Consider the following 25,097-nt stretch of genomic DNA (forward strand, 5'->3'; position numbering starts at 1 on the left):
TCGGAGGCGGTCCGGGTCTATCGGTGTGACGGTGACCGAGAACCACCCACACCCCAGGGAGCACGGCATGACCGCCACCTACACCTTCGACATCTTCTCCAGCCTCGACGGATACGGCGCCGCCGGCGGCGACTGGACCGGTTACTGGGGCAAACAGGGCCCCGAGCTGCTCGACCACCGCCTCGCCCTGTACGAGAGGGACCAGCGGATGGTCCTCGGGGCCAACACCTATCGGGCGTTCGCCCAGATGCTGGCCGAGAGCACCGAGGACTCCGACGTACGTGATCCTTGGGTCACGCGGATGCGGAACCTCCCGGCGACGGTGGTGTCGACCACGCTGGAGGGCCCCCTCGACTGGCCGGACGCGACCGTCGTGAGCGGTGACGCCGTCGACGTCGTCGCCCGGCTCAAGGAAGAATCCGAGGTGCCGTTGCGCTCGCACGGCAGCCTGTCGTTGAACCGGGCGCTGCTGGCCGCCGGCCTGGTCGACTACTTGCAGGTGACCCTCTTCCCGGTCATCACCGGCCGGACCGGGCTCGACCCGATCTTCCAGGGCGCGGAGGACTTCGACCTGGAACTGGTCGAGCAGCGGACGCTGGACGGTCGCGTCCAGGAGCTCGTCTACCGGCCCACCCTCCACCGATGACCGATACCGGCCACCCCCTCCACTGACTGAAATTCGGCGGCCGGGCGGCGTGTCCGGGACGGCCGGGCTCGGGGCGCGAAGCATGGTGGGCGGCACCGTCGTAGTCGAGGAGGCACATCGTGAAGCGTCCTGTCGTCACCGTCCTGACAGCCGCTGTCACCGCTCTCGCCGCGGTCACCGCGGTCGTCACCGCTGTCGTGGTCGCCGGGCCGACACCGGCCCTGGTGACGGCGACGGCGCCCCGGGACGGCCACGGGAACATCGAGCGGAACGAGTGGAACATCCCCCTCACCAGCCTCCGCGTGCTGTAGCGCACGGACTCCCCGGCCCGTGTCACAAAACGGGCGGAGCGGCTCGTCCAAGGTTACGAAGGACGACGTACTCCGGAATCGGGACGGTGAGTGTCATGCGGGTGTTCGTGGCAGGTGGGACCGGCGTCATCGGGCGGCGGCTGGTGCCGCGGCTCGTGGAGCGGGGGCACCAGGTGACGGCCACGACGACGAGCGCGGCCAAGCTCGACCTCGTGGGGCGGATGGGCGCGCAGGGGGCGGTGATGGACGGGCTCGACCCGGTGGCGGTCGGGGATGCGGTGGCCGCGGCACGGCCGGACGTGATCGTGCACCAGATGACGGCGATCTCGGCCCCGCACTCTGGCAAGCCCGACATCCGGCATTTCGACCGCTGGTTCGCCACCACCAACCGGCTGCGCACCGAGGGGACCGACCATCTGCTGGCCGCCGCGGAGGCGACCGGCGTCCCCCATGTGGTCGTCCAGAGCGCCGCCATCTGGAACGGCGTCCGCGAGGGCGGCTGGGTGAAGACCGAGGAGGACCCGCTGCCGGTGGAGACCGGGAGACTGCGTGAGCTGGCGGAGGGGATCCGGCACCTCCAGCACACGGTCCTGAGGGTCGACGGTACGGTCCTGCGGTACGGCGGCTTCTACGGGCCGGGCGCCACCGACGACCAGGTCGAACTCCTGCGCAAGCGACAGTTTCCGCTGGTCGGAGGCGGTACCGGCTACTTTTCCTGGGTGCATCTCGACGACGCGGCGAGCGCGACGGTGCTGGCCGTGGAGCAGCGGGCGCGGGGCGTGTTCAACATCGTCGACGACGAGCCGGCGCCGGCGAGCGAGTGGCTGCCGTATCTGGCCGAGTGCGCGGGAGCGAAACCGCCGCTGCGGGTGCCCAAGTGGCTGGCCCGGCTGCTGGCCGGGGACGTGGCGGTCACGATGATGACCGAGGGGCGCGGGTTCTCCAATGCCAAGGCCAGGCGGGAGCTGGGCTGGGAGCCGCGTTATCCGTCCTGGCGGCAGGGGTTCCGGGAGGAGTTGGGGCGGCGGTCGTAGCCGTGCCCGGTGGGGGAAGGGACCTCTGCCGGTACCCACTTATTTGTGCGTACTTGGCAGGGCCTCCCCGCCGTCCGACCCTTGAGGGGTGATCGACATCGACACCGCGTCGGACGGAGGTGACGTACGGATCAGGAGGCCGGCTGCATGCCGGTCAGCCGCTCCAGGCGGCGGTGGCCCCAGTCGGAGAGCGGGCCGAGGGCCTCGGAGAGGTCGCGGCCGAAGCCGGTCAGCGAGTAGACGGTCTTCAGCGGCAGCTCGTCGTACACCTCACGGTGCACCAGGCCGTCCGTCTCCATCTCCCGCAGTGCCTGAGTCAGCACCTTCTCGCTGAGGCCCGGCAGCCGGCGGCGCAGTTCCGCCGGGCGGTGCGGGCCCGACTCCAGCAGCCACAGCAGCGATGTCTTCCACTTGCCGTCGATCACCGTGATCGCGGCGGTCACTCCGCAGACGTTCGGATCATGCCGCCGGTGCGTCATATCCCCACCCCTTTTGTCAGCAATCATCCTCACCCTACAGGGAGTTGAGCATGTCCACCCAGGACTACGAGCCCTCAGCCGAACCGGCAGCCGAGTCCGCTGCCAAGCCCGCCACCGAGTCCATCACCGAGTCCGCCGTCACCGTCCTCGGCCTCGGGCCGATGGGCCGGGCCCTGGCTGGTGCATTCCTGGACGCGGGCCTGCGGGTCACCGTCTGGAACCGCACGCCGGGGCGGGAGCGGGAACTCGTCGGCCGGGGCGCCACAGCGGCCGCGTCCGCGGCGGAGGCGGTCGCCGCCGGCACGCTGACCGTCGTCTGCGTGGTGAACTACGACGCCGCCGACGCCGTACTGCGCCAGGACGCCGTCACCGCCGCACTCAAGGGCCGTACGGTCGTCAACCTCACCGCGGACACCCCCGAGCGGGCCCGCGAAACGGCAGGCTGGGCGGGCGCACACGGCATCCGCTACCTGGACGGCGCGATCATGACCCCGACCACGACCATCGGCACGTCCGAGGGGGTGTTCCTGCTCAGCGGCCCCGAGGACCTGTACCGCGAGCACCGGGCCGTCCTGGACACGCTCGGCGGCACCCACACCCACCTCGGTGAGGACGTCGGCCGGGCCGCCGCCTACGACATCGCCCTGCTCGACATCTTCTGGACGGCGATGGCCGGCTACGCGCACGCCCTGGCCGTGGCCCGGGCCGAGGGCATCACCGCGCGGGAGCTGGCCCCCTTCGCCCAGGGCATCGGCGCGATCCTGCCGCCGCTCTTCGAGGAGTTCGCGGGGAACGTGGACGACGGCACGTACTCCGGGGAGCTGAACCCGATCACCTCCGCCGTGTCGACCATGGCCCACATCGTCGAGACCTCCGAGTCGCACGGCATCGAGGCGAGCATGATGCGCGCGGCCGAGGGCCTGGCCCGCCGGGTGGTCGGGCTCGGCCACGGGACGGACGGCTATATGCGGGTCAGCGAGCTGCTGGGCCGCTCGCGGCGGTGATCCACTCCGCCAGGACGGCGAAGTCACGGTCGGTGAGTCCACAGCGGTGATCGACTCGGTGGAGGAGGGCGGGGGCCGGGCTATCAGTGGACGCCGGCTCCGGGCGCTGAGCCGGCTCCGCCTCCCCGGCCGGCGACGAGAAGTGGTGTGCGGCCACCCAGTCGCGGTCGGCGTCGGTGATCTCGTCGTCCACCCAGACGAAGGGGCGACCGGCCGCCCACGCCACCAGCGGCCCGGTCTTCCAGTGCCGGGCGCGGGGCTCGAGCGAGGGTTCCGCACCCTCGTCCGGCCAGTCCACCAGCGGCAACGGGGGCAGACCCAGCCAGGGCGCGATGACGGTGTTCGCGTCGTCCAGCCAGGTCGTGGCCCACACGAGCTCGCAGCCGAGCGCGGCGAGCCGGCTCAGGCGGGCGCCGAGGGCGGGGTCGACTCGGGTGAGGAGGGGGTGGGCCGGTGGGCCGGGGAGCTCGGCCGGGGGTTCGTACAGCGGATACGGCCGCTCCGCCCCGAAGGGGATGAGCGTTCCGTCGACGTCGAGGAAGAGCAGCATCGAAATCAGGATCTCTCCCGGCGGGGCTCTGCGCTACTGTCGGCTCCATGACTGCCGGGTCGGCCTTGTGCCGTGAGCGAGTTGGGTGTTGCCCGGCCTCTGAGTGAGGCCGTGGCGGCGGGCCAGGAGTCCGCCTCTTTCTCTTCGCCTTCCCTTCCGTACGGAAACCAGCGACCGAGAAAGAGACAGAGAAAGCAGAGCATGCCCAACGACTTCAATCAGCAGGTCATCGAGGAGTTCCGCGCCAACAAGGGCCGCGTCGGCGGCTACTTCGAAGGCGCCCGCCTCCTACTGCTCACCACCACCGGCGCCCGCACCGGCCGCCCCCACACCACCCCCGTCGGCTACCTCCCCGACGGCGGCGACCGGGTCCTCGTGATCGCCTCGGCCGCCGGCGCCCCGCAGCACCCGGCGTGGTTCCACAACCTGGTCGCCCACCCCCACGTCACCGTGGAGAGCGGTGCGTTCACCTACGAGGCGCGGGCGGTCGTACTCGACACCGAGGAACGGGACCGGGCCTTCGCGCGGGCCGTGGAGGCGGAGCCGGGCTGGGCGGCGTACCAGGAGAAGACCGACCGGGTGATCCCCGTGATCGCCCTGGAGGAGATCGCCCAGGGCGGCCCCGGCACCATCAACGCCTCCTCCATGGGCGAGGCCATCAAGGTCGTCCACGACGCCTTCCGCCGCGAACTGGCCCTGATCCGCGAGGAGATGACCAAGGGCACCACCACCCTGGGCGCCCAACTCCGCGTCAACTGCCTGACCTTCTGCGCCGGCCTCCACAACCACCACACCGGCGAGGACATCGCCCTCTTCCCCCACCTGTCCGACCGGCACCCCGAGCTCGCCCCGACCCTGGACCGCCTGCGCGAGGAGCACGAACGCATAGCCGAACTGGTCGAGGCGCTGCGCCACACGGTGAGCGCGGACCACTCGGAGCCGGGTGCCGCCCGGGCGGAGGTGGAGCGGCTGGCGGGGGAGCTGGAGCGGCATCTGGCTTATGAAGAGGCAGAGTTGATTCCGGTGCTGGACGCCGTCTAGAGGCACTGGGGGGCGCCCTTCATCCCCGGCGCCCCCCAGGGCGTACGGTCACACCGCACAAGCGGCTGTCGACGCGCTTCCCGGACCCGCTTCCCGTTCCATCCACGGCGCGAGTCCGGAGTGCGCCGAGTGCCGGACGCGCAGCCCCAGTGAGGCGGTCGCGACCGCCAGGGTCATCGCGTACGAGTCCACCGCGCGGCGCACGTTGGGGGCGTCCAGACCGGCTCCCGTCACGATGCGGTCGAGGTCGACGTATGCGGACCGGATGCTTTCCACCCAGCGGTAGACACTCCAGTCCCGTCTCCAGTCCCTGGTGCACTCCCGCGGCAGCGTGCTCTCCCAGCGGCGGAGCATGCGCTCGCGGATCTCCGGCCGGGTCGGGGTCAGATGGACATGCCTGACCAGGTCGTAAAGCGGGTCACCGACCATCGCCATCTCCCAGTCGATGATGGTGAGCGCGCGGTCGTCGTGCTGGGTGTGGCGCACCAGGTTCCACGGATTGAGGTCGCCGTGCAGCAACACCCGTCTGCGATCGCGGACCTGATGGCGGGCCAGGATGTCGCTCAGCCGGTCGGCGTCCGGCAGCCCCAGAGACTTGGCGAGCTGCTGCGACTCGACGGGCATCCCGCGTACCAGGCTCACCAGCTCCCGGCTCAGCCAGGTGTAGAAGTCCGAGCCGTCGGTGATCTGATCGAGTTCCGAGCACTCGACTCGCGTCAAGGCGTCGAGCTGGTTCACCAGCCCATCGGCCTCATGCGGCAGCAGGCCGGTCACCGGGTGGCTGGGCGGCCGATCGCTGTGGATCGGTCCGACGTAGGTGTGGATGGCGAATGGTTCCTTCGCCTGGCTCATACCCAGGGCGAGCACCCGCGGGGCGGCGACCCCGGCGTCGGACCGCTCGATGGCCCGAAGCACCGCGTGCTCGCTGAGGTGGCTGGGCTCACGGCGGCAGAACGACACCAGCCTGCGCCGCACCATCACAGGGAAGTCGATGCCCTCCACCCTGACCACCGAGTTCAGGTGCGCGGTGCCCCGGAACACGCGGCCCGCAGCGGCGGCGCCCTCGGCGACCAGCGCACGCTCCACCGCGGAGCCGGGGAAGTCGGGATGCTCCGGTACGCGGCTGTCAGGTTCCCACTCCAGGGGCGGAACCGGCCGGAATCCGACGGGCCGGCGATGACGGGAGTCCCGCCAGCGGACCAGCACCCGCTCGATCTCCGCCACCCCCGGCACCCTGGCGAGCCCCAGCGGTGCGGCGGCCGACTCCAGGGCCGCGAACACTCCTGCGGTCGCCCGGGCGAGGGTCTCGTCGTCGAGTCCGTCCTCCAACGACCTGGCTGCCCGCATCACGTCCGGGAAGACGGACTGGGCCCGCTCGAAGCCGACGTAGTGGTTCAGGTCCTTGGTCAAACCGTTGACCGCGGAGGGCCGGTGCCGCTCCATGGCCTCGGCCCAGGCGCGGACGACGGAGTCCCACTGGTCGTCGGGGTAGCGCATCCGCACCAAGTGCGTCGCGAGCTCGTGCAGCGGATCGCCGTATGTCGCGAGTTCCCAGTCGACACAGGCGATCGGGTGCTCGCCCTCGGAGACGATGAGGTTGTCCCGGTGCAGGTCCGTGTGCAGGAGGCCGTACGGTCGGCGCGACATGGTCGTCGGCACCCGCTCGGCCAGCATGGTGAAGGCGTCGGCGGAAACGCCCAGCGCGGCGAACAGTCCTCCGAATTCGGGCCAGTTGGGCTGGCGGATCTGGCGGTCGGCCTGGTGGGCCAGTCCGCGCAGGAAGCCCCGGCTGTCCTTGTCGCTCCCGGTCCCTCGGCCGGGGAAGGCAGGCAGGTCGTCCCTGCGCACCTGCGCGGCTCTTCCCACGATGTCCATCAGCGACTCGACCAGGAGCGGCGCCACCGGCTTGCCGTTCTCGCAGAGGCTGGAGAGCGGCCTGCCCTCCACATAGCTGTGGACCGCGGAACCGCTGCGCCGGGCGAAGCACTCCGGTGCCCTGGGGACGCGCCCCCTGATGGCGGCGAGGACCTCTGCCTCGTTCCAGGTCCTGACCACTACCCGCAGCGCGGTGCGCGTCGGCATCCGCACTATCGCCGGGGTTCCGGACGGTCGCCCGACGAACCGCGCCATGGGCTCCGTCAGGGGCAACACGAAGTTCCGGTTGTGGTAACCGTCGTACACCTCGCCGTGCGTGCGCGCCCGGCGCACGAACTCGCTGTACGGGTCGTGGGGGGCAGCACTCCCGCGGGGAGGCGAGGGAACAGTGGGCGCATCCACCGGCTGCTCCTGGGGCAAGGTACGAGGCTCCGGAAATTGATGCAGAGCCTAGCGCCGGACAGGGGCCCGCACGACTTGAGTCGGCCGATACCTGGTCTCAATGAGGTATACGGAGGTGTCGGCTGGTACTGAAGGGCCTCCGGACACGGTCGCTACCGGGCGAGGAGGTCCCAGACCGAGTCGAACCACTCCTGCATGTCCTCAACAAACGCGCCACCCGAGGACGCGGGGTCGCCGAGGGTGAATCTGTGCAGCCTCGCACCCAGGCCCTGCACGTCCAGCGTCTCGACCTCCTTGCCGTCGTCCAGCACGTTCGGGCGCTCGACCAGCGTGTAGGGGCTGAAGAGCGCCTCCGTCCCATTGATCAGATAGAGCTTGAACGAGGGCGTCAAAGCCGCCCGGCGCACCTCGAACGAGTAGGACCCCGCGGGAGCGGACTCCCCGAGCCGCGAGAACTCCTCACGCAGCAACTGCACACGCGGCTCGGCTATCCGGTGCACGCGATCCCGTGCGCGCGTGTCCTCCGGGTGGCCCTTGACCAGGGGATAGGTCAGCGGCGCGTCCGGTGTGGGCAGCAGCATCCGTACGGCGACCGACTCGGGAGCGATCTCGCCCTGGCGAATGCGGTCCAGCTGGAGCCGGATGGGCACATCGAGAGATTCCGACGACAGATTGAAGACGTCGAGTACGACCCGGGGCTGTGCGAAGGCCTCGGGAAGGGCGTGCTCCAGCCGCACGGTGCCGCCCCGCACGGGCGAAGCCGCCGCGGCCGGCGCCTTCACCACTCTTGATCCGCTGCCCTGGCGGGACGCGATCCAGCCTTCCGCCACCATGGATCTCAGCACCCGCTGCATGGTGTCGCGGGAAACGGCGAGTTCCTGGGCCAGCACGCGCTGCGCCGGCAGGATCCTCGGCGAAGGACGGGACTTATGCCACCGTCGGCAACGCCGACCTGACCAGGCTCAGCTCGTTCACGATGTGGTCGTCCTTGACTCCGGCCTCCACCAGCAGCTGCCTCTTGGCGGCATTACGCGCGTAGCCGGCGAAGGCGACGCCGGCGTCGAGGGCCGCTTCGTAGTCCGTCGGCGCGTCGCCCAGCATCAGGGTCAGGGACGGCTCGGCCCCCAGCGACTTGAGCGCCTGGAGGAGCGTGTGCGGATTCGGCTTCATCAGGTCGAGGTTCTGCTCACGGCCGTGGATGCAGGTGAAGTAGGCGCCGAGCCCTCGGCTCTCGATGTAGGCGGAGGCCGCCCGGGCCGAGTTGTTCGTGGTGATCGCGAAGCGGACCCCGAGCGTTGGCCACCGCCTGATGAGCGGATCGGCGTACGGGGTGGGCATGGCCCGTGGAACGGCTTGCAGTTCACGCCTGGTCAGCCAGGCCTCCAGCTCGGCCACCAGGTCGCCGCCGCGCTTGCGGTGGACGGCGAGCAGGGGGACGTGCGGGTCCGTGGCGGATCGTTCCGCCTCGGTCAGCAGGCCACCCATTCCATAGCTGTCGATCTGCTCCACCAGATCGCGGGCTATGCCGGCCGCGGGCTTGCCGGCGAAGAGGCGGCAGACGGGTCCGTCCAGGTCCCACAGCACGTACCGGACGGGGGCGAGCAGTGAACGGAGCTGATCGGTCGGTGTGTTGTCAGAGGTCACTAGGAGAGTGTCAGGTCCGTGGTGATGGTTTCCCAGAGGGCGTCGAACCACTTCTGGGATTCCTCCACGAACGCGGCGTCACGTTCTCCGGCCCTCTTGTCGAAGGAGAAGAGGAGGGATTCGGTGCCCAGGACGTCGTACATGTCCATCATTCCGGAGTCCGTGAACTCCTCGCGGCGCGTGATCATGTAGTACGCGATCAGGGCCTCCTGCTGGTTGAGGAGGTAGAGCTTCACCGGCGGCGTGAACGGCAGCGCGCGGAAGGTGACGTTGACCTCGATGCCGTGGGTCGAGCGCAGGGCCAAGAGGTTGTGCTTGAGGACGTGTCCCTGCGCGTTGCGCTGCGCGAGCCAGCGGTCGTGGACCGCGTCGTCGTCGCGGCCTTCGACCGGAACCGGGAAGGCGAGCGAGATGTCGCGGGAGGGGAGCAGGACGCGGAAGTCGATCGACTCGGGGTGGACGCGGCCCTCGTGGATCTGTCGGATCGGTTCACCCAGGGCCAGCATCAGGGACTCCGCGGTGAGACAGGCCGCGTCGATCCGGACTCGGGACTCCTGGAACGCCTCGCCGAGTTGGGGAGCGAGGCTCACCATGGTCGGCTGCGGTCCGCCCGAGGCGACCGGGGGCTCGGCGATCCGCGGCGGACTCCCCTTACTGACATTGGTCAGCAACCCGTCCTCCTGGAGCGCGCGCAGGGCCTGGCGGACGGTGCCTCGTTCCACGCCGAACTCCTCGGCCAGCTCGGCCTGGGTGGGCAGGCGGTCGCCCGCCTTGAGGTCTCCGACGCGGATGCGTTCCCGCAGGATGTCGGCGATCTCCTGCGGCGAGAGTCTCCTGCTGCCGTTCACTGCCACGTTCTCCTGGGTCACGACCAAAACGCTACAACTCGCATCCATCTAGTGGGAGTTGTTTGTGGCTTGTTTCAAAGTAGGGGCCAAGTGGGGACAACTTAGTCAGAGTTGGCAAGTAGTTGGTTGAGTTGGCGGAAGTAATCATTCCATTCCCAGGAGCCCGAAGGGGGAAACACCGATGCCCGTCCTCGCACTCCTCTCCGCCGTCTTCGTCGTCGGCGTCGAGCAGACCCTCCAGTGGAAGTACGGCGCCACCGGAATCGTCGGCCTGCTGCTGCTCACCATAGGCATCAAGGCCAAGAGTCCCGCTGTCAGTTCCATAGGGGCCGTGGTCCTCGCGATCCTGGTCTCGGGGCCCGCTCTGTGAGCCATGCCCCACACCGAGACAGCATCCAGAACGGCTACGCATCCGGCTACGTACACCCAGGTCGAACGGTGTGGGGGACGATCAGCTCGTGAGCTGAAGCTCTGAACTGATCGTCTCCCACAGCGCGTTGAACCACACGTACGACTGCTCCACGAACGTCATGTCCCGCATCCCGGCCCCCTGTTCGAAGGCGAACAGCGTGGACTGGATGCCGGGAGCGTCGTACATCTCCAGATGCTGCTGCCCGATCTCCACCTCACGCCGGCTGAGCGTGTAGTAGGCGAAGAGCGCCTCCGCGCCGTTGAGCAGGTACAGCTTCACCGGCGGGGTGAACGGCAGGGCCCGGAAGGTGATCCGTACGTCGATGCCGTGTGTGGAGCGCAGGGCCAGCAGGTTGTGCCGCAGCACCTGACCCTGGGCGTTGCGCTGGGCGAGCCAGCGGCGGCGCAGTTCTTCGTCGGCGTCGTCGGGAGAGTCGTCCACCGGGGTGGGGAAGGCGAGCGGGATGTCGCGGCTCGGCAGCAGGACCCGGACGTCGACCTTGGCCGGTTTCAGCTGTCCGGCGTGGATCTGCCGGAGTGGTTCGCCGATGGCGAGCGTGAGGGAGACCGCCGTGAGGCAGAGGGCGTCGATCTCGACGTGCGGGGCCGCGAAGGCGGACGCGATACGCGGGGCGAGGGCGACCATGGTGGACGCCGGCGGGGCTCCGGGGCCGGTCAGCGCCCTGCTGAGGTCGGCGGCGACGGTGGCCGGGGCTCCCTTGGAGACATTGGTGAGCAGGTGCTCCGACTGGAGGATGCGCAGCGCCTGCCGTACGGCTCCGCGCTCGACGCCGAACTCGTCCGCCAGCTTGGCCTGGGTGGGCATGCGCTGGCCGGGCCGCAACTCGCCCGAGCGGATGCGGGCGCGCAGCTCGTCGGCCACCTGCCGATGTGACTTCTGTGGCCGCTGTGAACTCTTCCGCCCATTGACGGAGGCGTGTTTCGGCTCCACGACCGAACACTACAACTTCCCGCCATCTTTAGGCAGTTCCAAGGAAGGTGGTTATGAGACGCTTCCAAGCGGTCATAAGTACAGTGAAGTTGGTCGCCAACTTAAGCAACATGGTCAAACTTCAGGAGGGTTGGCCACAGGAGTCGGTTCTGTCGACCGTCGTCCCCGGAAGGAGACCGGCATGCCGCTCATCTACCTCGTCGTCGCCGCGCTCGTCATTGGATTCGAGCAACTCATCCAGTGGAAGTACGGGCCGATGGGCATCATCGCCTTTCTCGCCCTGACCATCGGCATCAAGGCCAAGAACACCATGATCGGCGGTATCGGCGCGGTGATCCTCGTCATGCTGCTCGCCCACTAGGTCCGCCCCGCGCGGGCCCGGGGACCCAAGTTCGGCCGACCGGGCTCCCTTCCGGAGGGGAGCCGGGAGCCCGGTCGGTCAGCACAGTCACAACTTCACAGCGACAACCGAACATCGAACGCATCGCCGCACAGCCACAACTGAACAACAACCACAACCACAACTGAAAGCTCGCTACGGATGAGCAGAGAACCGTCGTCGGATCGGAGGAGGTCTCAGAAGACGTCCGGGCACCACGGTCGCCTGGACGTACGCAGCAGGGCGTCGGCCGACAGGGCGGCGCCCGCTCGTTCTTCCCGCACCCGCCCGAGCGCGGCGAGCCGTACGGCGGACTCGTCGCCGAGCCAGAGCGTGGCCAGGTCGGCCACGTCGAGGGTGAGATCGGCGCCGGCCGTGGTCGGCGTGCAGGACGCCCCGTCCTCGGCCGCCTCCAGCCGGTACCGGCCGCCGGCCGGCCCGGAGCCGTCCACGACCTCGATCACCAGGGTGCCGCGCCCGCCGTACGTACGCGCCTCCAGAGCCCGTACGACGTCCAGGATCCGCACCCACAGCCAGTCCGCCAGCGTCGTGATCCGCGCGGCCCGCGGGTCGGGGAGGAAGTGGGGCAGCAGGTCGTCGGGGGCCCGCCGGCCGGTCTTCACCGTGGTGATCCAGTCGATCGAGCACAGGTAGCGCCACAGGGCGCGTTCGGCGGCCGGGGTGGCCGCGTCCAGCCATTTGACGGTCGCCGTGTTGAGCGGCTGCTTGGCGTCGCCCCAGTGGTCGTCCGCCTGGTACGACACCAGGCCCTGGACCTGGCCGCCGGCCGAGCGGTACACGGCGAAGAACGGATCCGTCCACGCGGAGCGGTCCAGGCACAGCGCCCCCGTGGCGACCTGCCACCAACGCTCGTCCCGGTCGACGGCTCCCGGCTGGGCGCGGCGCACCCGCTCGTACAGCTCCGGGCCCGACTTGCGTACGTCCGCGCCGTCCACGATGTCGATCCGGCCCCCGTCCTCCGGGCCCGCCCATCTCGGGTCCAGGCCGGCGCGGGGGACGTCGATGGTCCACTGGGCGGTGGAGGTGGCGGCGCCGAAGCCGTAGCGGCCGTAGATCGGGTACTCGGCGGCGATCAGGGTCGCCACGACGTCCCCGCGGTCCTTCGCCGCCGTGAGGTCGTGGGCCATCATGCGGGTCAGCAGGCCGCGGCGGCGGTGGGTGGGGGTGACGGTGACGTTCGAGATGGCGTCGGCGGGGACGCCGGCCCCGCCCACGGCGGTGAGCTCCTGGGCGAAGGACCGGAACGTGGCTACGCATCGGCCGGCGTCGAAGGCACCGAGCGTGCGGGACGGGACGATGTACGACGCCCGGTCCGCGACCTCCGTGTCCTCGACGGTGGGAGGCCTGAGGAAACCGGTGTTCAGCGCCCGGGTCCAGTCGGGGATGTCGGCCTCGGTGATGGGGCGGACGTCGATGTGGGGTTCGGGACGGCTCATGGGGTCACGGTAGGCGCGTGGGTGTGGGGGTGTCGCCGCCTTTTCCTGGGCCCCGACCGCCCCTGCCCGTCGCCTCCCCAGGGGCGCCGCCCCGTCGCCCCCGGGCCCCTTGCGCGGCGCTACGTCAGCAGATCGTCCACCTGCGCCTCCCCCTCCCGGTACCGCCGTGTGATCTCCGCCCCGCACTCGTCCGCCGTCTGTTGCAGGCGCTGGCGGCGGCCCGACACCTGCTGTTCGTAACGGACCAGGCGACCCATCGCGGTGTTCAGTTCGGCGTCCGTGCGGGCCTGGAGGTCGGAGAGTTCCACCTCGGCCAGCATCTCGGCCGCCAGGCGTCGGTACTCCTCGCTCTGCGGGGTGCCCAGGGTCACATGGCGGGCCGAGGAGCGGTGGCGGGCGGGAGCGTCGGTGAGGATCTCCGGGAGACGGTCCACCACGGACGCCGCGCCCGCCGGGGAGCGCCGTGCGAGCTCCGCCCGCAGGATGTCGATCCGGCCCTGAAGCAGCCGTCGTACATAACTCAGGTCCGCCTCGTCACTCTGTGCGTCCCTCCGCAGGGTGCGCAGTTCGGGCAGACTGAGCTGGGTCAGGTCCTGCTCGGGCGGCTCCACGGGCAGCCGGGCGTGCGGGCCCGGACCGGGATCGTCCGCGGTGCGTTGTGTGGGCGGCCTGAGACCTTCCAGCCGGCCCGCGTGCGTCCAGATGAAAGCCCCGGGCGGCTGCTCGGTACTCGGTGTGCTCATATGCCTCAACCGTCCCCTCGACCGGCGTGTGGGAAGCATGGTGCCATCCCAAGTGGCCGCTATGTGACCGAGTGCCCATGAACAGCCCCAGATGGGGGGTTAAGGATTAAAAAGAAGCCCCCAAAGAGGGCCCCTGAAGTGCGCACGGCATGATGGCGGCATGCGAGCAGTGGTGCAGAGGGTGGACGGCGCGAGTGTCGTCGTGGACGGCGAGACGGTCGGGGAGATCACCGGCGAGGGGCTGTGTGTGCTCGTCGGCGTCACACACGAGGACACCAAGGAGAAGGCGGCCCAACTCGCCCGCAAACTCTGGTCGATCCGCATGCTGAACGACGAGCGGTCGTGCAGCGACATCGACGCCCCGCTCCTCGTCATCAGCCAGTTCACCCTCTACGGCGACGCCCGCAAGGGCCGCCGGCCCACCTGGAACGCGGCCGCCCCCGGCGATGTCGCCGAGCCGCTCGTCGACGAGGTCGTCGCCCAACTGCGGGCCCTGGGCGCCACGGTGGCGACGGGCCGGTTCGGCGCCAAGATGCGGGTGTCCCTGACGAACGACGGCCCGTTCACCGTCCTCGTCGAGGTGTAGGGCCGTCGTTCGGATCATGCCGGCGTCGCGGGGCCCGGCGCCGCGGGGCGCTACGGCCGCACGACCGCTTCCTGCGCCGCCGCCGTCTCCCCCGCCACCAGCCGCGCGTCCAGCGCCACGTTCCGCTTGACCAGCGCCAGCGCCACCGGGCCCAGCTCGTGATGGCGCACGGAGGTGGTGATGAAGCCGATCTTGCGGCCGTCGGGACCCTCGTCCGCGAGGTGGATCTCGGTGCCGTGGGCCGGCAGATGGACCTCGCTGCCGTCCAGGTGCAGGAAGACCAGGCGGCGCGGGGGCTTGCCGAGGTTCTGGACGCGGGCGACCGTCTCCTGGCCGCGGTAGCAGCCCTTCTGTAGATGCACCGCCGTACCGATCCAGCCCAGCTCGTGCGGGATGGTGCGGTGGTCGGTCTCGAAGCCGAGCCGAGGGCGGTGCTGCTCGACGCGCAGCGCCTCGTGGGCGAGGATGCCGACCGGCGGACCGGCCTGCTCCGCGTACGACTCCAGGTCCGCCCGGGGCAGGAAGAGGTCACGGCCGTACGCCGTCTCGCGTACGACGACGCCCTCCGGCACCTCCGCGATCGAGCCGGCGGGCAGGTGCACGACCGCGAAGTCGTCCGTGCGGTCGGCGACTTCGACCCGGTAGAAGAACTTCATCGACTCCAGGTACGCGAGCAGCGCCTCCCGGGTGCCGGGCTCGACGTGGGCCCAGACCGTCGTACCGTCGTCGACCAGGTACAGCGCGTGCTCGATGTGGCCGTGCGCGGAGAGGATCAGCGCCTCGGTGGCCTCGCCCGTCGGCAGGTCGCTCACATGCTGGGTGAGCAGCAGATGCAGCCAGCTCAGCCGGTCGTCGCCGGTGACGGCGATGACACCGCGGTGGGACAGGTCGACGAAACCGGTGCCTTCGGCGAGGGCGCGCTGCTCGCGGAACAGATCGCCGTAGTGGGCGGCGACGCCTTCGTCCACGCCCTCGGCGGGCACGGCGCCGGGCAGGGTCAGCAGGGGGCTCTTCATGGGGCAAGCCTACGACGTGGTAGTTGAACCCTTCAGGGAACAGTCCTCGCAGCGGCCGAAGATCGCGAAGTGCTTCATGTCGGTGTCGAAACCGAACTGCTCGCGCAGCTTGGCCGTGAAGTCCGCGGCCACCGCCACATCCGCCTCGATGACGTTGTCGCAGTCCCGGCACACCAGGTGGAGATGGTGGTGGCGGTCCGCGAGGTGATACGTCGGAGCGCCGTGGCCGAGGTGGGCATGGCTGACCAGGCCCAGCTCCTCCAGCAGCTCCAGGGTGCGGTAGACGGTGGAGATGTTGACCCCCGACGCCGTCTTGCGCACTTCGCCGAGGATGTCGTCGGGGGTCGCGTGCTCAAGGGTGTCCACGGCTTCGAGCACGAGTTGCCGCTGCGGCGTCAGCCGGTAGCCGCGCTGCCTGAGGTCGCTCTTCCAGTCGGTGCTCACCACACCGACGAGTCTAGGTCTACTTGAAGAAAGCGATGCCGTCGTCCGGCATGTCGTCGGGCAGGGCCTTGGCCCAGCGCTCGACATCCTCCGGGGTGACGACCTTCTTCAGGTGGGCCGACATGTAGGGGCGCAGCTCGACCTCGGGGGTCTGCTTCTCGCCGACCCACATCAGATCGCTCTTCACATAGCCGTACAGCCGCTTGCCGCCGCTGTACGGGCCGGAGGCGGCCGTGCGGGCCACGGCGTCGGTGACCAGGTCGATCTGCGGCTTCTTCGCGGCCATCTCGCCGTACCAGATCTCGACGACGCCGTCGTCGCGGACCATCGTCACCTCGACCTTGCGGTCGGCGTCGATGCGCCAGAAGCCGTGCTCGGACTCCAGGGGCCGGACCTTGTTCCCTTCGTTGTCCAGCACCCAGGTGTGGGACTGGTACTCCAGGAAGTCCCGGCCGTCATGGGTGAAGGCGACCTCCTGCCCGAAGTTGCACTTCTCGGAGCCGGGGAAGTCGTGCACACCCGCGCCTGCCCAGTTGCCGAGCAGAAAGGCGAGGGGGACGAGGTCCTTGTGGAGGTCGGACGGGATCTCGATCATGAGCTTGGATTCCTGGGTAGGTCAGCGCTGGCCCTGGTACAGCTTCTTCACGGTCAGTCCGGCGAAGGCGAGGACGCCGACGCAGACCAGGACCAGCAGGGCTTCGAAGAAGATCTCCACGGGGTGCTCCTCGATTGAGCGGAGGTTGAGCGGTACGTACAAGGGCCGGCCCCCAGCTTACGCGGCCGGGGACCGGCCCTCCCGGCGAGGTCCGCCCTCACGGGCCCCTCGCGGGATCAGCCGAGCAGCTGGCTCTGCAACGTCACCGTCTGCTGGAAAGGTACGGCCTTCGCGGTGCCCTTCCGTGACTGGATGACCACGCCGAGGACGTCCCCGGCGGCCAGGTGGGCCTGCCGGACCTGCTCGGCGCCGTACGGCTTCGCCTCGGCGTAGGCGTAGCGCGGGAAGCCGGCGGGCCAGGGCAGCTCGGCGAAGTCGGGGTCCATGGCCGAGATCTCGGTGCCGCGCACCCGGTAGCCGGGGGCGCTGAACGGCGCGACGTCGTCGATCAGCTCGTCCAGCACGGCCCCGGTGTCGAAGTGCAGCAGGTAGATCCGGGTGTAGGTGCCGTCCTCGGTGGTCCAGCCCCGGGCCGCGATGTGGCGCAGGCCGTAGTCCACGAACTTCTGCCGGAGCTCGGCACGCTCGTCCTTGTCGGCGAACTCCGCGAGGAAGCCCTTCGGGGCCAGCCAGCCGTCCGTGCCGCGCAGCGCCCGGTCGTCGACGGCTCCCTCGGGCGCGGGCAGCAGCAGCGCGCGGAGGTCGGCGTAGTGCGCCTCGGCCTTGTTCTCCGGCGCGAAGGGCTGCGGGCTGCCCGACGGCAACGGCGGCTTGCTGAGCGTCGGGTACGTCCACCGTCCGTCCGACTCGGTCCGCAGCCCCAGTACGTCGGTCCGCTCCATCCCGGTGATGCCGAACGCCGTTGCGGATCCGACGGCCGCGAAGACGGCGACTGCGGCGGTCCAGCGCAGGACGGTACGCAGGACGCGCCGGTCCTTCGCGGGGGCGGGCGGAACCGGCGGCGTGACGGGTGTCGTCGGCTCCGGTTCCTCGGTCACGACCTGTCCCGTGGGCGTCGGGGCGACGGTCTCGGCCGGCTCGGTGGTCTCGGTTCGCTGCTCGGTCATACGGCCTTCCCCGGCTCGGCGATGCGGTCGAGCTGGGTGCTCAGGAGCGTCGCGACTGCCTTGCTGTCGAGTGGTCGGGCTCCGTCCGCCGACACGGTGACCAGGACGTCTCCCGAGTATCCGAAGCAGGACATGCTGTCGAGGTCCTCGCTGAACTCCTTGGGCGCAAGGAAGCACTTGGCGTCCTTGTGGCCTTTGACCTTCGGGCCGTCCCGGAAGATCTCCAGTGCGTCGAGGAACTCGGTCTGGAAGGTCACCATGTCCCGGACGGCCGCCCGGCTCTCCAACTGGCTGAGCTGGATGCTCACGCTGTAGATGTCCTCCGTGGGCTCCTGGCCGAGCCCGCCGCCGTAGCCGCTGAAGTAGCTGCGCATCGCCACGCCCTTGACGCGCAGCCGGTCCGCCCGCTTCTCCAGCTCCCGCCGCTGCGAGCGGGGCAGCTCACGCAGCGCCTCCTTGCGCAGGGCCGTCGCCTCGGCCTCGCTGAGCTCCCGGTCCGAGCCGAACTCGGCGATGTCCGGGCCCTTGACCCAGTCGTCGGTGCCGTACGGCACGAGCATTCCGGCCAGGCCGGAGGCGCTCGGCGCCTTCCTTTCGCCTGCCTTGCCCGCCGGGAACTTCCACACCGGCGCTCCGGCGTCCCGGTCGGCGTCTCGCACGGTGACGACGGTGTAGCCGGTCCCGGCCACGAGCGCGGCGGCCATCAGGACGGCGCCTGCGACGCCGGCGACACGGCCACGACGACGACGCCTCTCGACGGGCGGGCTCACGGACGGTTCACCGTCCGGCACGGGCTGCTCGGGTGCCACGGCCTGCTGTTCCTCGCTCACAGCCGCTCCATCTGCCGCTGGGCCAGGCTCGTGATCATCTTTCCGCTGACCGGCTCGGGGCCGGAGACGAAGACCTCCAGGGCGATGTCGCCGCGCCACGCGAACGCCTTTGCCGAGTAGGTCGGCACATAGCCCGGCTCGGCGTCGGGGTCCTCGTAGACGTAGGCCATGCCGCCCTCGGTGCCGGGGACGGGGTAGCTGTCGTTGTCCTCGAAGTCCGCCCAGTAGTGGCTGCTGCTCGTCTGCTGGGCAGCCGCCGCGGACTCCTCCTGCCGGTACTGCACCAGCCGGATCTCCACCGCGGCGTCGTCGTCCTCCCAGGCGACCACGGCCGCTCGCCGGAACTCGGCCTCGACGAGATCGGCGAAGGCACCGCCCGGCCGCTCGAAGGACTCCGCGTAGGCGGCCAGGTCCATCCAGCCGTCCTCACCGGTCGGCCAATCGACGTCCTTGGCCCCGCGCGGCTTCTTCAGCAGCAGCTTGCGCAGGTCCCCGTCGGTCCGCACCCGCCGGTCGCGCGTGGCGGACAGCGGCTCGGGCGCCGCGCCCTCGGCCTGTGTCAGCTTCGGCTGGGACAGCGAGGGCAGCTTGGTGGGCTTGCGGTCGGCCTGGACGAGGTAGCCGGCACAGGTCCCGGCCACGAGCCCCAGCACGGCCGCGCCGGCGATGAGTGCGACGGTCCGGCCGCGGCGGCGCCGCGGACGAGGTGGATCGGTGGGCTCGTCGGCCACCTCTGGTATGCGTTCTGGGTCTTCCAAAACGTCCCCCCAACAGAACGTGAAGTTTGCATTCCGTACACGTGCGCACAAGAGACCCTTGGCCCGCGCACGGAGTTGTAGGGGACTTGATTACGATTCGGCCATGGCGAAGAAGCTGGTGATCAAGCTGACGGCGGGGGCGGACGCTCCCGAACGCTGCTCGCAGGCGTTCACGGTCGCGGCGGTGGCCGTGGCGAGTGGTGTCGACGTCTCCGTATGGCTGACCGGCGAGTCCGCATGGTTCGCCCTCCCGGGACGGGCCGCCGAGTTCGAACTCCCGCATGCGGCCCCGCTCCCCGACCTGATCGACTCCGTCCTCGCGGGCGGGCGCCTGACGTTGTGCACGCAGTGCGCGGCCCGCCGGGACATCACGGAGAAGGACGTCATCGAGGGCGTACGCATCGCGGGCGCGCAAGTGTTCGTGCAGGAGGCGCTCGGGGACGAGACGCAGGCGCTCGTCTACTGAGACCGGGGGCGCTTCTTGCCGTCCAGCTCGTCCCACCACTCGTCGGACTGCGGGTCGCCGGAGGGGTCGTCCCACCAGCGGTCCTCCGGGCCGCGCCGGTTGGCGACCATCGCGGCGAGCGGCGGGATGACCATGGCGACCACGCACATGGCCACGGCCGCCGGAATCGACCACAGACGCACGACGCCCCAGGCCAGGACGAAGAGCGCGATGCAGATCCCCATCATGGCGAAGTACAGGTGACGCCGCCGTGCGTACATACATCCAGGGTAGGTCCGGCTGCCCCACACGCATGCCGAAGGGCCGCGCCCCCGGCGTCCAACCCGTGGGATGCGGCCCTTCAGGAACCGGGTCGCCTCAGACCGCGATCGCGACCTCCGCCAGGCCGCCCTGCTGGGCGACGACGGTGCGGTCGGCGGTAGCGCCGGGGATCAGAGCGCGCACGGTCCAGGTGCCCTCGGCCGCGTAGAAGCGGAACTGGCCCGTGGCGGAGGTGGGAACCTCCGCGGTGAACTCGCCGGTCGAGTCCAGCAGGCGGACGTAACCGACCACCGGCTCGCCGTCCTTCGTCACCTGGCCCTGGATCGTCGTCTCACCGGGCTTGATCGTCGAGGCGTCGGGGCCGCCGGCCTTCGCTCCACACATGTCTTTCTCCAGGTTGGGGTCTGACCGGAAGGAAGGCCGGTCGGGTTGGCTTGCGCGGGTTGGTTACTTGTTGGCGCCGAGCTCGATCGGAACGCCGACGAGACTGCCGTACTCGGTCCAGGAGCCGTCGTAGTTCTTGACGTTCTCCACGCCGAGCAGCTCGTGCAGGACGAACCAGGTCAGCGCGGAGCGCTCACCGATGCGGCAGTAGGCGATGGTGTCCTTCGCCAGGTCGACCTGCTCGTCGGCGTAGAGCTCCTTGAGCTCGTCGTCCGACTTGAAGGTGCCGTCGTCGTTGGCGTTCTTGGACCACGGGATGTTGCGGGCGGACGGGACGTGGCCCGGACGCTGGGACTGCTCCTGCGGCAGGTGGGCGGGCGCGAGGAGCTTGCCGCTGAACTCGTCGGGGGAACGGACGTCGACCAGGTTCTGCGAACCGATGGCCGCCACCACGTCGTCGCGGAAGGCGCGGATGGACTTGTCCTGGGCCTTGGCCTTGTAGTCGGTGGTGGCCCGCTCCGGGACCTCCTCGACCAGCTCGCGGGCGTCCAGCTCCCACTTCTTGCGGCCGCCGTCGAGAAGCTTGACGTTCTCGTGGCCGTAGAGCTTGAAGTACCAGTAGGCGTAGGACGCGAACCAGTTGTTGTTGCCGCCGTAGAGGATCACCAGCGTGTCGTTGGCGATGCCCTTCGCCGACAGGAGCTTCTCGAAGCCCTCCTGGTCGATGAAGTCGCGGCGGACCGGGTCCTGAAGGTCCTTGGTCCAGTCGATGCGGATCGCGTTGCGGATGTGGTTCTTCTCGTAGGCGGACGTGTCCTCGTCCACCTCCACGATGGCGATGTTCGCGTCGTCGAGGTTGGCCTCGACCCAGTCGGCGTCGACAAGGACGTCGCTACGGCTCATGCTCTTCTCTCCTCCGGGGCAGTTGCGGCGGGGCGTGCGAGTGCGAGGGGGGTGCGCGCGCTCATGCCGAGACGGCGCACCTGTGCCCTGGTCAGGGCTGGGGGAAACGCGGAAGTAAGAGCTTCCGCTCAGAAGGGGCGACAGAGCATGGCGGCAACGCGGCAGAGGTCCACTGCCCGCCGCTTCGTGAGATCCGCCTGTCGCTTCATGACCTCGATCGTAGGGAGGGACAGGCGGGCATGTCACCGGCGTGTCGCATTCTGAGACGCGATCGTCCGGAATATGGGATGGAGGGGCCCGTGAAGACCGCTGCCGCATGGCTCCGGGCTCATGCGGCGCGCATCACATCTACGGTACGGACGACGCCGTCTCGCTAATTGGACGTAGCACGTCCACCGTCGCCGGCCGTACTACCCACCGTCGCCGGCCGTACTACCCGGCGAGCCGGACGTTCGAACCCTTCACCGTGATCTCGACGCCGTCCTTCGCCGCCTGGACGCTGTCGAGCTGGATGCCGCCGGGCAGACCGTCGATCTTCTGCTCGAAGTCGGTGATGGCGCGGGCGCGGTTCTCGGCGATGTCGACGCCGCCGAAGCTGGGCAGGTCGTCGGCCTTCACCCGCACGGTGTCGCCCTCGGCGGTGACCGAGCTGAGGACATAGACCGGGTTGGGCAGCTTGGTGCCGAGCACGGTGGCCTCGACGGCGACCTTGATCTTGCCGTTGCCGCCGTCGGCGAGGCCCACGACGTTCGCGGTGACGCCGGGGGCGACCTGGGTGGGCTCGGCCTGGGCGGTCTTGAGCAGCTCGGCGTAGGTGACGGAGGCCGTGCCGGTGGCGGTGGCCGCGGTGGCGGAGCTGTAGTCGCCGGAGAACTCGACGCCCTTCATGTCGGCCTTGAGGTCGTCGATCCGGATCGTCCTGCCGTCGGTGCCGGCGGCGGCCTCGTAGTCCTTGATGCCGACCTCGACGTCGTCCAGCGAGCCGCTCGCGACCTGGGTCAGGAACGGGAAGCCCTTGATGGACACATCGGGGGTCTCGGCGAGGTTCTCGGTGTTCTGGAGCTTGCTCGCCGCCTCGTCCTCGGCGAACCCGACGGCGAGCCGGTCGGCCAGCACGAACAGGCCGCCCAGGATCACGACGACTATCAGCAGTATCCGCAGGGCGCGCATGTTGTGGTGTTCCCCCACCTGGTGGTCGTCAACGACGACGGTCAACGACGACCGGGTGGCCGTCCAGCGCGAGAGTAACCCTGGGAAGGGAGTCGATCCGGAGATTGTCGATCATCTGTGACAGGCGGGCGATCACTCCTGGACGCCGGTCTGCACGATCCGGCGCCCAGCAGGGACCGCGCCTCAGACCAGCGCCCGCCCGAGCACATAGACCGCCGGCGCCGCGGCGGCCAGCGGCAGGGCGACGCCCGCCGTGAAGTGGACGAAGCGGGACGGATAGTCGTAGCTCGCCACCCGGTGCCCGATCAGCGCGCACATCGCCGCACCCCCGCCGAGCAGGGCCCCATCGGCCCCCACGCCGGTGATCGCACCGGCCACGGCGCCCGCGCCGACGCCCGCGACCAGCGCGGCGCCCACGGAAGCCGCCGTCGGCAGCGGCAAGGCGCGCACCACGATCGCGACGGCGACCGCCACCGCGCCCACGGTCACCGCGTCCGCCTCGGCCGCGAGATACCCCGATGCCACGATCGCCAGCGCCGAAGACGCCACCGTCGCCATCAGGCCGTACATCCGCTCGTCCGGGTCGGCGTGCGACCGCAGCTGGAGAACCAGCGCGAGCAGTACCCAGACACCCAGCGTGCCGAGAATCGCCGCCGGCGCGCGATCGGACGCGAGCAACGCCACGTCCGCCGTCAGCGCCCCCGCGAAGGCCAGCGCGATGCCCTGCCGGGCGGGCCACATGCCGTTCAGCCGGAACCAGCCCGCCGCGGTCACCGCCTGGAGCGCCACGAGGGGCACGACAAGGGCGTACGACCCGATGGCCGACGCCACCGCGAGCAGCAGCCCCAGCAGCGCCGTGAGCCCGGCCGGCTGCATCCCCGGCTCGATGATCGGGGAACGGCCCTCCAGTCGCGCCCGCTGGGCGTCGGTGATGCGGGAGTTCCCTGCGACGGTGGCCGGACCGTAGGAGGGACCCTCGCCCTGCTCGCCGTCCGCCTCGGCGCCGGACCGGGACGCCTGGGCGTGCGCCCGCTGCGGCTGTGCCTGCGGGTGCGGCTGCGACTGTGCCTGCGGCTGCTGCTGCTGGACGTACGGCTGACCCGTCTGCCCCTGCGCGTGTGCGGGTCCCTGGGGCATCCCGTCCCAGCCGCCCGCCTGATACCCCGAGGCGTGTGCGCCGCCCCGGTACTCCGCGGAGGCGGCCTCCTGGTACCCGGCGACATAGGGCCCGGCCGCGGCACCCGTCTGCGGCGGCAGATAGGCGGTCTCCTCCGCGGCGGGCGCGGCCGGCGGCTGCACCTGGGTCTCCCAGGTCTGCCCCTGCCACTGCTGGGTGTACTGCTGCGCGGCGTGCGGATCGTCGTACGCCTGCTGCTGTGCGGGCCACCCCTGCGGCGTCTGCCGCTGGTACGGGTCGTATCCCTCGTGCCCCTGCTGAGCCCCCTGGTAGGGAGCCCCGCCCTCATACGGCTGGTTGGTCATCTCACCCTCCTGCGAACGGCGGGAGCACCTCGACCGTGCCGCCGTCGGCCAGCCGTACCGTCTCATGTCCGCGGGTGCCCACGGGATCACCGTCGACGAGGAACGAGCATCGCCGCAGGACGCGCGTCAGTTCCCCGGGGTGTCGCGCACGCACCGCGTCGAGCGCCTCGGCGAGCGTCTCCGCGTCGTACGGCTCCTCGGCGACCCCGGCTGCGGCCTTCGCGGCGGCCCAGTAGCGCACCGTGACCTTTGCCATCTGGTTCCTCAATCGATCGACATGATCACCGCCGGGAAGCAAGGGGCGCACGGGGCGCACAAGGCGCGCGCCGGACGCGATGGGCGGTGAGCATCGCCCAGGCTAGCCCGCCCGGCCGGCGGCCCAGTCCCCGATCCGGTCCAGCAGCTCCTCGGAGGCCGCGTGCTCGGCGTGCCCCATGCCGGGCTCCAGCCACAGTTCCCCGTGGTCACCGGCCGCGTCGGCCAGCATCCGGGGGTGGTCGAGGGGGAAGTAGCCGTCCAGTTCGCCGTGCACGATCAGCAGCGGCGTGGGCGCGATCCTCGGGACGGCCTGCACCGGAGACATCGGCACCGGGTCCCACCCCCGGTGCTGGATCCGGGTACGGAATCCGTAGCGGCCCACCAGACGTCCCTCGGGCCGGGTCACCAGCCAGTGCAGTCGGCGCATGCGCGGGGTGCCCCGGTAGTACCAGCGCGCCGGCGCGCTCACCGACACCACCGCGTCCGTGTGCGCCCCGTCCTGTCCGGCGCCTCCGTCCTTCTCGCCGTACAGCGCCGCGTGCCGCAGCACCACCGAGCCGCCCATGGAGAAGCCGATGGTCACCACTCGCCGGTGCCCGAGCCCGCGGGCCCAGCGCACCGCCGCCGCCAGGTCGAGCACCTCGCGGTCGCCGACCGTGGAGAGCCCGCCGGACCCGCCGTGGCCCCGGAAGGAGAAGGTGACGACGGCCGCGTGTCGGCTGAGGGCGGCCACCACCCGTCGTACATGCGGCCGGTCCACGTCGCCCGTGAAGCCGTGGGCGACGACGAACGCCAGGTCACCGGCGGATGGACGGGAGGAGTCGTATACAACCGACCCCGGGTCGTATACGGAATCGATCGCCACTCCGTCGTCGGTGGCCAGAATCGTCCGCAAAGGTGTGCGTCTGGTCGTCTCAGAGTTCGGACGAACCGTCGATCGTGCCACATGACCTGCCGTGCCAGCGCCCATGTCGGCTATTCTGCTGGACAGAGGACTCGGGCAGCGTAGCCCCCGGGTCCTTTTGTGCTTTCGGAAGCGTT

The 25,097-nt window shown here is 70.2% G+C and carries 32 protein-coding genes; 9 read left to right on the top strand and 23 right to left on the bottom strand.

Going from position 1 to position 25,097, the window contains the following annotated elements; all coding sequences use genetic code 11:
• Positions 1-67 precede the first annotated feature (67 nt).
• The 3 genes from ACIQWG_RS35165 to ACIQWG_RS35175 all read left to right on the top strand — a co-directional run bounded on the left by ACIQWG_RS35165 (position 68) and on the right by ACIQWG_RS35175 (position 1,991).
• Positions 68-646, top strand: coding sequence for a dihydrofolate reductase family protein (locus ACIQWG_RS35165; RefSeq protein ID WP_404103270.1), 579 nt, complete (start codon positions 68-70; stop codon positions 644-646).
• Between the two features lie 119 nt (positions 647-765).
• Positions 766-957 carry a hypothetical protein gene (locus ACIQWG_RS35170; RefSeq protein ID WP_404103273.1) on the top strand — a complete coding sequence of 64 codons (192 nt, stop codon included), beginning with the start codon at positions 766-768 and terminating at the stop codon, positions 955-957.
• A 95-nt stretch (positions 958-1,052) separates the two neighbouring features.
• Positions 1,053-1,991, top strand: coding sequence for an NAD-dependent epimerase/dehydratase family protein (locus ACIQWG_RS35175; RefSeq protein ID WP_404103276.1), 939 nt, complete (start codon positions 1,053-1,055; stop codon positions 1,989-1,991).
• Between the two features lie 131 nt (positions 1,992-2,122).
• On the opposite strand, the gene ACIQWG_RS35180 is transcribed toward ACIQWG_RS35175, so the two are convergent.
• Positions 2,123-2,470: a winged helix-turn-helix transcriptional regulator gene (locus ACIQWG_RS35180; RefSeq protein ID WP_404103279.1), complete on the bottom strand. Its 348-nt coding sequence runs from the start codon at positions 2,468-2,470 to the stop codon at positions 2,123-2,125.
• A 50-nt stretch (positions 2,471-2,520) separates the two neighbouring features.
• On the opposite strand from ACIQWG_RS35180, the gene ACIQWG_RS35185 reads away from it, so the two are divergent.
• Positions 2,521-3,474, top strand: coding sequence for an NAD(P)-dependent oxidoreductase (locus tag ACIQWG_RS35185; protein WP_404103281.1), 954 nt, complete (start codon positions 2,521-2,523; stop codon positions 3,472-3,474).
• Here ACIQWG_RS35185 and ACIQWG_RS35190 read toward each other — a convergent pair.
• Entirely contained in the window at positions 3,443-4,024 is a 582-nt protein-coding gene (locus tag ACIQWG_RS35190; RefSeq protein WP_404103284.1) for an HAD domain-containing protein, read from the bottom strand. The genes ACIQWG_RS35185 and ACIQWG_RS35190 overlap by 32 nt on opposite strands.
• A gap of 201 nt (positions 4,025-4,225) precedes the next feature.
• Here ACIQWG_RS35190 and ACIQWG_RS35195 point away from each other — a divergent pair, with 201 nt between their 5' ends.
• On the top strand, positions 4,226-5,065 hold the full coding sequence (locus ACIQWG_RS35195; RefSeq protein ID WP_404103287.1) for a nitroreductase/quinone reductase family protein: 840 nt from the start codon (positions 4,226-4,228) through the stop codon (positions 5,063-5,065).
• 48 nt (positions 5,066-5,113) lie between these two features.
• Here the strand turns inward: ACIQWG_RS35195 and ACIQWG_RS35200 are convergent, their stop codons facing one another.
• The 4 genes from ACIQWG_RS35200 to ACIQWG_RS35215 form a co-directional block, all read right to left on the bottom strand.
• Positions 5,114-7,342: an aminoglycoside phosphotransferase family protein gene (locus tag ACIQWG_RS35200; protein ID WP_404103290.1), complete on the bottom strand. Its 2,229-nt coding sequence runs from the start codon at positions 7,340-7,342 to the stop codon at positions 5,114-5,116.
• Between the two features lie 152 nt (positions 7,343-7,494).
• Positions 7,495-8,250 carry a GntR family transcriptional regulator gene (locus tag ACIQWG_RS35205; protein WP_404103524.1) on the bottom strand — a complete coding sequence of 252 codons (756 nt, stop codon included), beginning with the start codon at positions 8,248-8,250 and terminating at the stop codon, positions 7,495-7,497.
• Between the two features lie 19 nt (positions 8,251-8,269).
• A complete protein-coding gene (locus ACIQWG_RS35210) occupies positions 8,270-8,986 on the bottom strand; it encodes an HAD family hydrolase (RefSeq protein WP_404103293.1) in 717 nt (238 codons plus the stop codon).
• A complete protein-coding gene (locus tag ACIQWG_RS35215; RefSeq protein ID WP_404103296.1) occupies positions 8,986-9,861 on the bottom strand; it encodes a GntR family transcriptional regulator in 876 nt (291 codons plus the stop codon). The genes ACIQWG_RS35210 and ACIQWG_RS35215 overlap by 1 nt, the downstream gene beginning before the upstream one ends.
• Before the next feature lie 154 nt (positions 9,862-10,015).
• On the opposite strand from ACIQWG_RS35215, the gene ACIQWG_RS35220 reads away from it, so the two are divergent.
• On the top strand, positions 10,016-10,204 hold the full coding sequence (locus ACIQWG_RS35220; RefSeq protein WP_404103299.1) for a hypothetical protein: 189 nt from the start codon (positions 10,016-10,018) through the stop codon (positions 10,202-10,204).
• Between the two features lie 81 nt (positions 10,205-10,285).
• Here ACIQWG_RS35220 and ACIQWG_RS35225 read toward each other — a convergent pair whose 3' ends face one another.
• On the bottom strand, positions 10,286-11,197 hold the full coding sequence (locus ACIQWG_RS35225; protein WP_404103302.1) for a GntR family transcriptional regulator: 912 nt from the start codon (positions 11,195-11,197) through the stop codon (positions 10,286-10,288).
• Between the two features lie 181 nt (positions 11,198-11,378).
• Between ACIQWG_RS35225 and ACIQWG_RS35230 the strand changes: the two genes are divergently transcribed.
• Positions 11,379-11,558, top strand: a complete 180-nt coding sequence (locus tag ACIQWG_RS35230) for a hypothetical protein (RefSeq protein WP_404103305.1) — start codon at positions 11,379-11,381, stop codon at positions 11,556-11,558.
• A gap of 215 nt (positions 11,559-11,773) precedes the next feature.
• On the opposite strand, the gene ACIQWG_RS35235 is transcribed toward ACIQWG_RS35230, so the two are convergent.
• Together ACIQWG_RS35235 and ACIQWG_RS35240 are read right to left on the bottom strand one after the other, a co-directional pair.
• Complete coding sequence (locus ACIQWG_RS35235; protein ID WP_404103308.1) at positions 11,774-13,033, bottom strand: GNAT family N-acetyltransferase; 1,260 nt, start codon at positions 13,031-13,033, stop codon at positions 11,774-11,776.
• 119 nt (positions 13,034-13,152) lie between these two features.
• The gene (locus ACIQWG_RS35240; RefSeq protein WP_404103311.1) at positions 13,153-13,776 is read right to left on the bottom strand and encodes an aerial mycelium formation protein; all 624 of its coding nucleotides are present in this window, start codon (positions 13,774-13,776) and stop codon (positions 13,153-13,155) included.
• A 160-nt stretch (positions 13,777-13,936) separates the two neighbouring features.
• Here ACIQWG_RS35240 and dtd point away from each other — a divergent pair, with 160 nt between their 5' ends.
• Complete coding sequence (gene dtd / locus ACIQWG_RS35245) at positions 13,937-14,362, top strand: D-aminoacyl-tRNA deacylase (RefSeq protein WP_404103314.1); 426 nt, start codon at positions 13,937-13,939, stop codon at positions 14,360-14,362.
• A 50-nt stretch (positions 14,363-14,412) separates the two neighbouring features.
• On the opposite strand, the gene ACIQWG_RS35250 is transcribed toward dtd, so the two are convergent.
• The 6 genes from ACIQWG_RS35250 to ACIQWG_RS35275 form a co-directional block, all read right to left on the bottom strand.
• Positions 14,413-15,378 carry a YgfZ/GcvT domain-containing protein gene (locus ACIQWG_RS35250; RefSeq protein WP_404103317.1) on the bottom strand — a complete coding sequence of 322 codons (966 nt, stop codon included), beginning with the start codon at positions 15,376-15,378 and terminating at the stop codon, positions 14,413-14,415.
• 9 nt (positions 15,379-15,387) lie between these two features.
• Positions 15,388-15,825, bottom strand: a complete 438-nt coding sequence (locus ACIQWG_RS35255; protein WP_404103320.1) for a Fur family transcriptional regulator — start codon at positions 15,823-15,825, stop codon at positions 15,388-15,390.
• Between the two features lie 16 nt (positions 15,826-15,841).
• The gene (locus ACIQWG_RS35260; RefSeq protein ID WP_404103322.1) at positions 15,842-16,417 is read right to left on the bottom strand and encodes an FABP family protein; all 576 of its coding nucleotides are present in this window, start codon (positions 16,415-16,417) and stop codon (positions 15,842-15,844) included.
• Between the two features lie 236 nt (positions 16,418-16,653).
• Positions 16,654-17,544: a hypothetical protein gene (locus tag ACIQWG_RS35265; protein WP_404103325.1), complete on the bottom strand. Its 891-nt coding sequence runs from the start codon at positions 17,542-17,544 to the stop codon at positions 16,654-16,656.
• Positions 17,541-18,374: a hypothetical protein gene (locus ACIQWG_RS35270; RefSeq protein ID WP_404103328.1), complete on the bottom strand. Its 834-nt coding sequence runs from the start codon at positions 18,372-18,374 to the stop codon at positions 17,541-17,543. The genes ACIQWG_RS35265 and ACIQWG_RS35270 overlap by 4 nt, the downstream gene beginning before the upstream one ends.
• Positions 18,371-19,105 (bottom strand): hypothetical protein, encoded by a 735-nt coding sequence (locus ACIQWG_RS35275; protein ID WP_404103331.1) that lies wholly within the window; start codon positions 19,103-19,105, stop codon positions 18,371-18,373. The genes ACIQWG_RS35270 and ACIQWG_RS35275 overlap by 4 nt, the downstream gene beginning before the upstream one ends.
• Positions 19,106-19,235: 130 nt before the next feature.
• On the opposite strand from ACIQWG_RS35275, the gene ACIQWG_RS35280 reads away from it, so the two are divergent.
• Entirely contained in the window at positions 19,236-19,598 is a 363-nt protein-coding gene (locus ACIQWG_RS35280) for a DsrE family protein (RefSeq protein WP_404103334.1), read from the top strand.
• Here the strand turns inward: ACIQWG_RS35280 and ACIQWG_RS35285 are convergent.
• From ACIQWG_RS35285 to ACIQWG_RS35320, 8 genes are all read right to left on the bottom strand, one after another.
• Complete coding sequence (locus ACIQWG_RS35285; RefSeq protein WP_404103337.1) at positions 19,592-19,858, bottom strand: DUF3099 domain-containing protein; 267 nt, start codon at positions 19,856-19,858, stop codon at positions 19,592-19,594. The genes ACIQWG_RS35280 and ACIQWG_RS35285 overlap by 7 nt on opposite strands.
• A gap of 97 nt (positions 19,859-19,955) precedes the next feature.
• On the bottom strand, positions 19,956-20,243 hold the full coding sequence (locus ACIQWG_RS35290; protein ID WP_404103339.1) for a DUF1416 domain-containing protein: 288 nt from the start codon (positions 20,241-20,243) through the stop codon (positions 19,956-19,958).
• A 63-nt stretch (positions 20,244-20,306) separates the two neighbouring features.
• Positions 20,307-21,146 carry a sulfurtransferase gene (locus ACIQWG_RS35295; protein ID WP_404103342.1) on the bottom strand — a complete coding sequence of 280 codons (840 nt, stop codon included), beginning with the start codon at positions 21,144-21,146 and terminating at the stop codon, positions 20,307-20,309.
• A gap of 128 nt (positions 21,147-21,274) precedes the next feature.
• Positions 21,275-21,355 (bottom strand): Ms5788A family Cys-rich leader peptide, encoded by an 81-nt coding sequence (locus ACIQWG_RS35300; protein ID WP_350751515.1) that lies wholly within the window; start codon positions 21,353-21,355, stop codon positions 21,275-21,277.
• Between the two features lie 223 nt (positions 21,356-21,578).
• Entirely contained in the window at positions 21,579-22,316 is a 738-nt protein-coding gene (locus ACIQWG_RS35305) for a DUF2993 domain-containing protein (protein WP_404103527.1), read from the bottom strand.
• A gap of 183 nt (positions 22,317-22,499) precedes the next feature.
• Positions 22,500-23,798 carry a hypothetical protein gene (locus tag ACIQWG_RS35310; protein ID WP_404103345.1) on the bottom strand — a complete coding sequence of 433 codons (1,299 nt, stop codon included), beginning with the start codon at positions 23,796-23,798 and terminating at the stop codon, positions 22,500-22,502.
• Between the two features lies 1 nt (position 23,799).
• Entirely contained in the window at positions 23,800-24,054 is a 255-nt protein-coding gene (locus ACIQWG_RS35315) for a MoaD/ThiS family protein (RefSeq protein WP_404103347.1), read from the bottom strand.
• Positions 24,055-24,156: 102 nt separating this feature from the next.
• Positions 24,157-25,026: an alpha/beta hydrolase family protein gene (locus ACIQWG_RS35320; protein ID WP_404103350.1), complete on the bottom strand. Its 870-nt coding sequence runs from the start codon at positions 25,024-25,026 to the stop codon at positions 24,157-24,159.
• Positions 25,027-25,097: the final 71 nt, after the last annotated feature.

It is taken from the genome of Streptomyces sp. NPDC098781, from assembly GCF_044759995.1.
In the GTDB taxonomy this organism is placed as follows: domain Bacteria; phylum Actinomycetota; class Actinomycetes; order Streptomycetales; family Streptomycetaceae; genus Streptomyces.

Coding starts and splice junctions, on each gene's coding strand:
- ACIQWG_RS35165 (WP_404103270.1), top strand. CDS start 68: ATGACCGCCACCTACACCTTCGACATCTTCTCCAGCCTCGACGGATAC.
- ACIQWG_RS35175 (WP_404103276.1), top strand. CDS start 1,053: ATGCGGGTGTTCGTGGCAGGTGGGACCGGCGTCATCGGGCGGCGGCTG.
- ACIQWG_RS35180 (WP_404103279.1), bottom strand. CDS start 2,470: ATGACGCACCGGCGGCATGATCCGAACGTCTGCGGAGTGACCGCCGCG.
- ACIQWG_RS35185 (WP_404103281.1), top strand. CDS start 2,521: ATGTCCACCCAGGACTACGAGCCCTCAGCCGAACCGGCAGCCGAGTCC.
- ACIQWG_RS35190 (WP_404103284.1), bottom strand. CDS start 4,024: ATGCTGCTCTTCCTCGACGTCGACGGAACGCTCATCCCCTTCGGGGCG.
- ACIQWG_RS35195 (WP_404103287.1), top strand. CDS start 4,226: ATGCCCAACGACTTCAATCAGCAGGTCATCGAGGAGTTCCGCGCCAAC.
- ACIQWG_RS35220 (WP_404103299.1), top strand. CDS start 10,016: ATGCCCGTCCTCGCACTCCTCTCCGCCGTCTTCGTCGTCGGCGTCGAG.
- ACIQWG_RS35230 (WP_404103305.1), top strand. CDS start 11,379: ATGCCGCTCATCTACCTCGTCGTCGCCGCGCTCGTCATTGGATTCGAG.
- ACIQWG_RS35235 (WP_404103308.1), bottom strand. CDS start 13,033: ATGAGCCGTCCCGAACCCCACATCGACGTCCGCCCCATCACCGAGGCC.
- ACIQWG_RS35240 (WP_404103311.1), bottom strand. CDS start 13,776: ATGAGCACACCGAGTACCGAGCAGCCGCCCGGGGCTTTCATCTGGACG.
- dtd (WP_404103314.1), top strand. CDS start 13,937: ATGCGAGCAGTGGTGCAGAGGGTGGACGGCGCGAGTGTCGTCGTGGAC.
- ACIQWG_RS35250 (WP_404103317.1), bottom strand. CDS start 15,378: ATGAAGAGCCCCCTGCTGACCCTGCCCGGCGCCGTGCCCGCCGAGGGC.
- ACIQWG_RS35260 (WP_404103322.1), bottom strand. CDS start 16,417: ATGATCGAGATCCCGTCCGACCTCCACAAGGACCTCGTCCCCCTCGCC.
- ACIQWG_RS35265 (WP_404103325.1), bottom strand. CDS start 17,544: ATGACCGAGCAGCGAACCGAGACCACCGAGCCGGCCGAGACCGTCGCC.
- ACIQWG_RS35280 (WP_404103334.1), top strand. CDS start 19,236: ATGGCGAAGAAGCTGGTGATCAAGCTGACGGCGGGGGCGGACGCTCCC.
- ACIQWG_RS35285 (WP_404103337.1), bottom strand. CDS start 19,858: ATGTACGCACGGCGGCGTCACCTGTACTTCGCCATGATGGGGATCTGC.
- ACIQWG_RS35290 (WP_404103339.1), bottom strand. CDS start 20,243: ATGTGTGGAGCGAAGGCCGGCGGCCCCGACGCCTCGACGATCAAGCCC.
- ACIQWG_RS35295 (WP_404103342.1), bottom strand. CDS start 21,146: ATGAGCCGTAGCGACGTCCTTGTCGACGCCGACTGGGTCGAGGCCAAC.
- ACIQWG_RS35300 (WP_350751515.1), bottom strand. CDS start 21,355: ATGAAGCGACAGGCGGATCTCACGAAGCGGCGGGCAGTGGACCTCTGC.
- ACIQWG_RS35305 (WP_404103527.1), bottom strand. CDS start 22,316: ATGCGCGCCCTGCGGATACTGCTGATAGTCGTCGTGATCCTGGGCGGC.
- ACIQWG_RS35310 (WP_404103345.1), bottom strand. CDS start 23,798: ATGACCAACCAGCCGTATGAGGGCGGGGCTCCCTACCAGGGGGCTCAG.
- ACIQWG_RS35315 (WP_404103347.1), bottom strand. CDS start 24,054: ATGGCAAAGGTCACGGTGCGCTACTGGGCCGCCGCGAAGGCCGCAGCC.
- ACIQWG_RS35320 (WP_404103350.1), bottom strand. CDS start 25,026: ATGGGCGCTGGCACGGCAGGTCATGTGGCACGATCGACGGTTCGTCCG.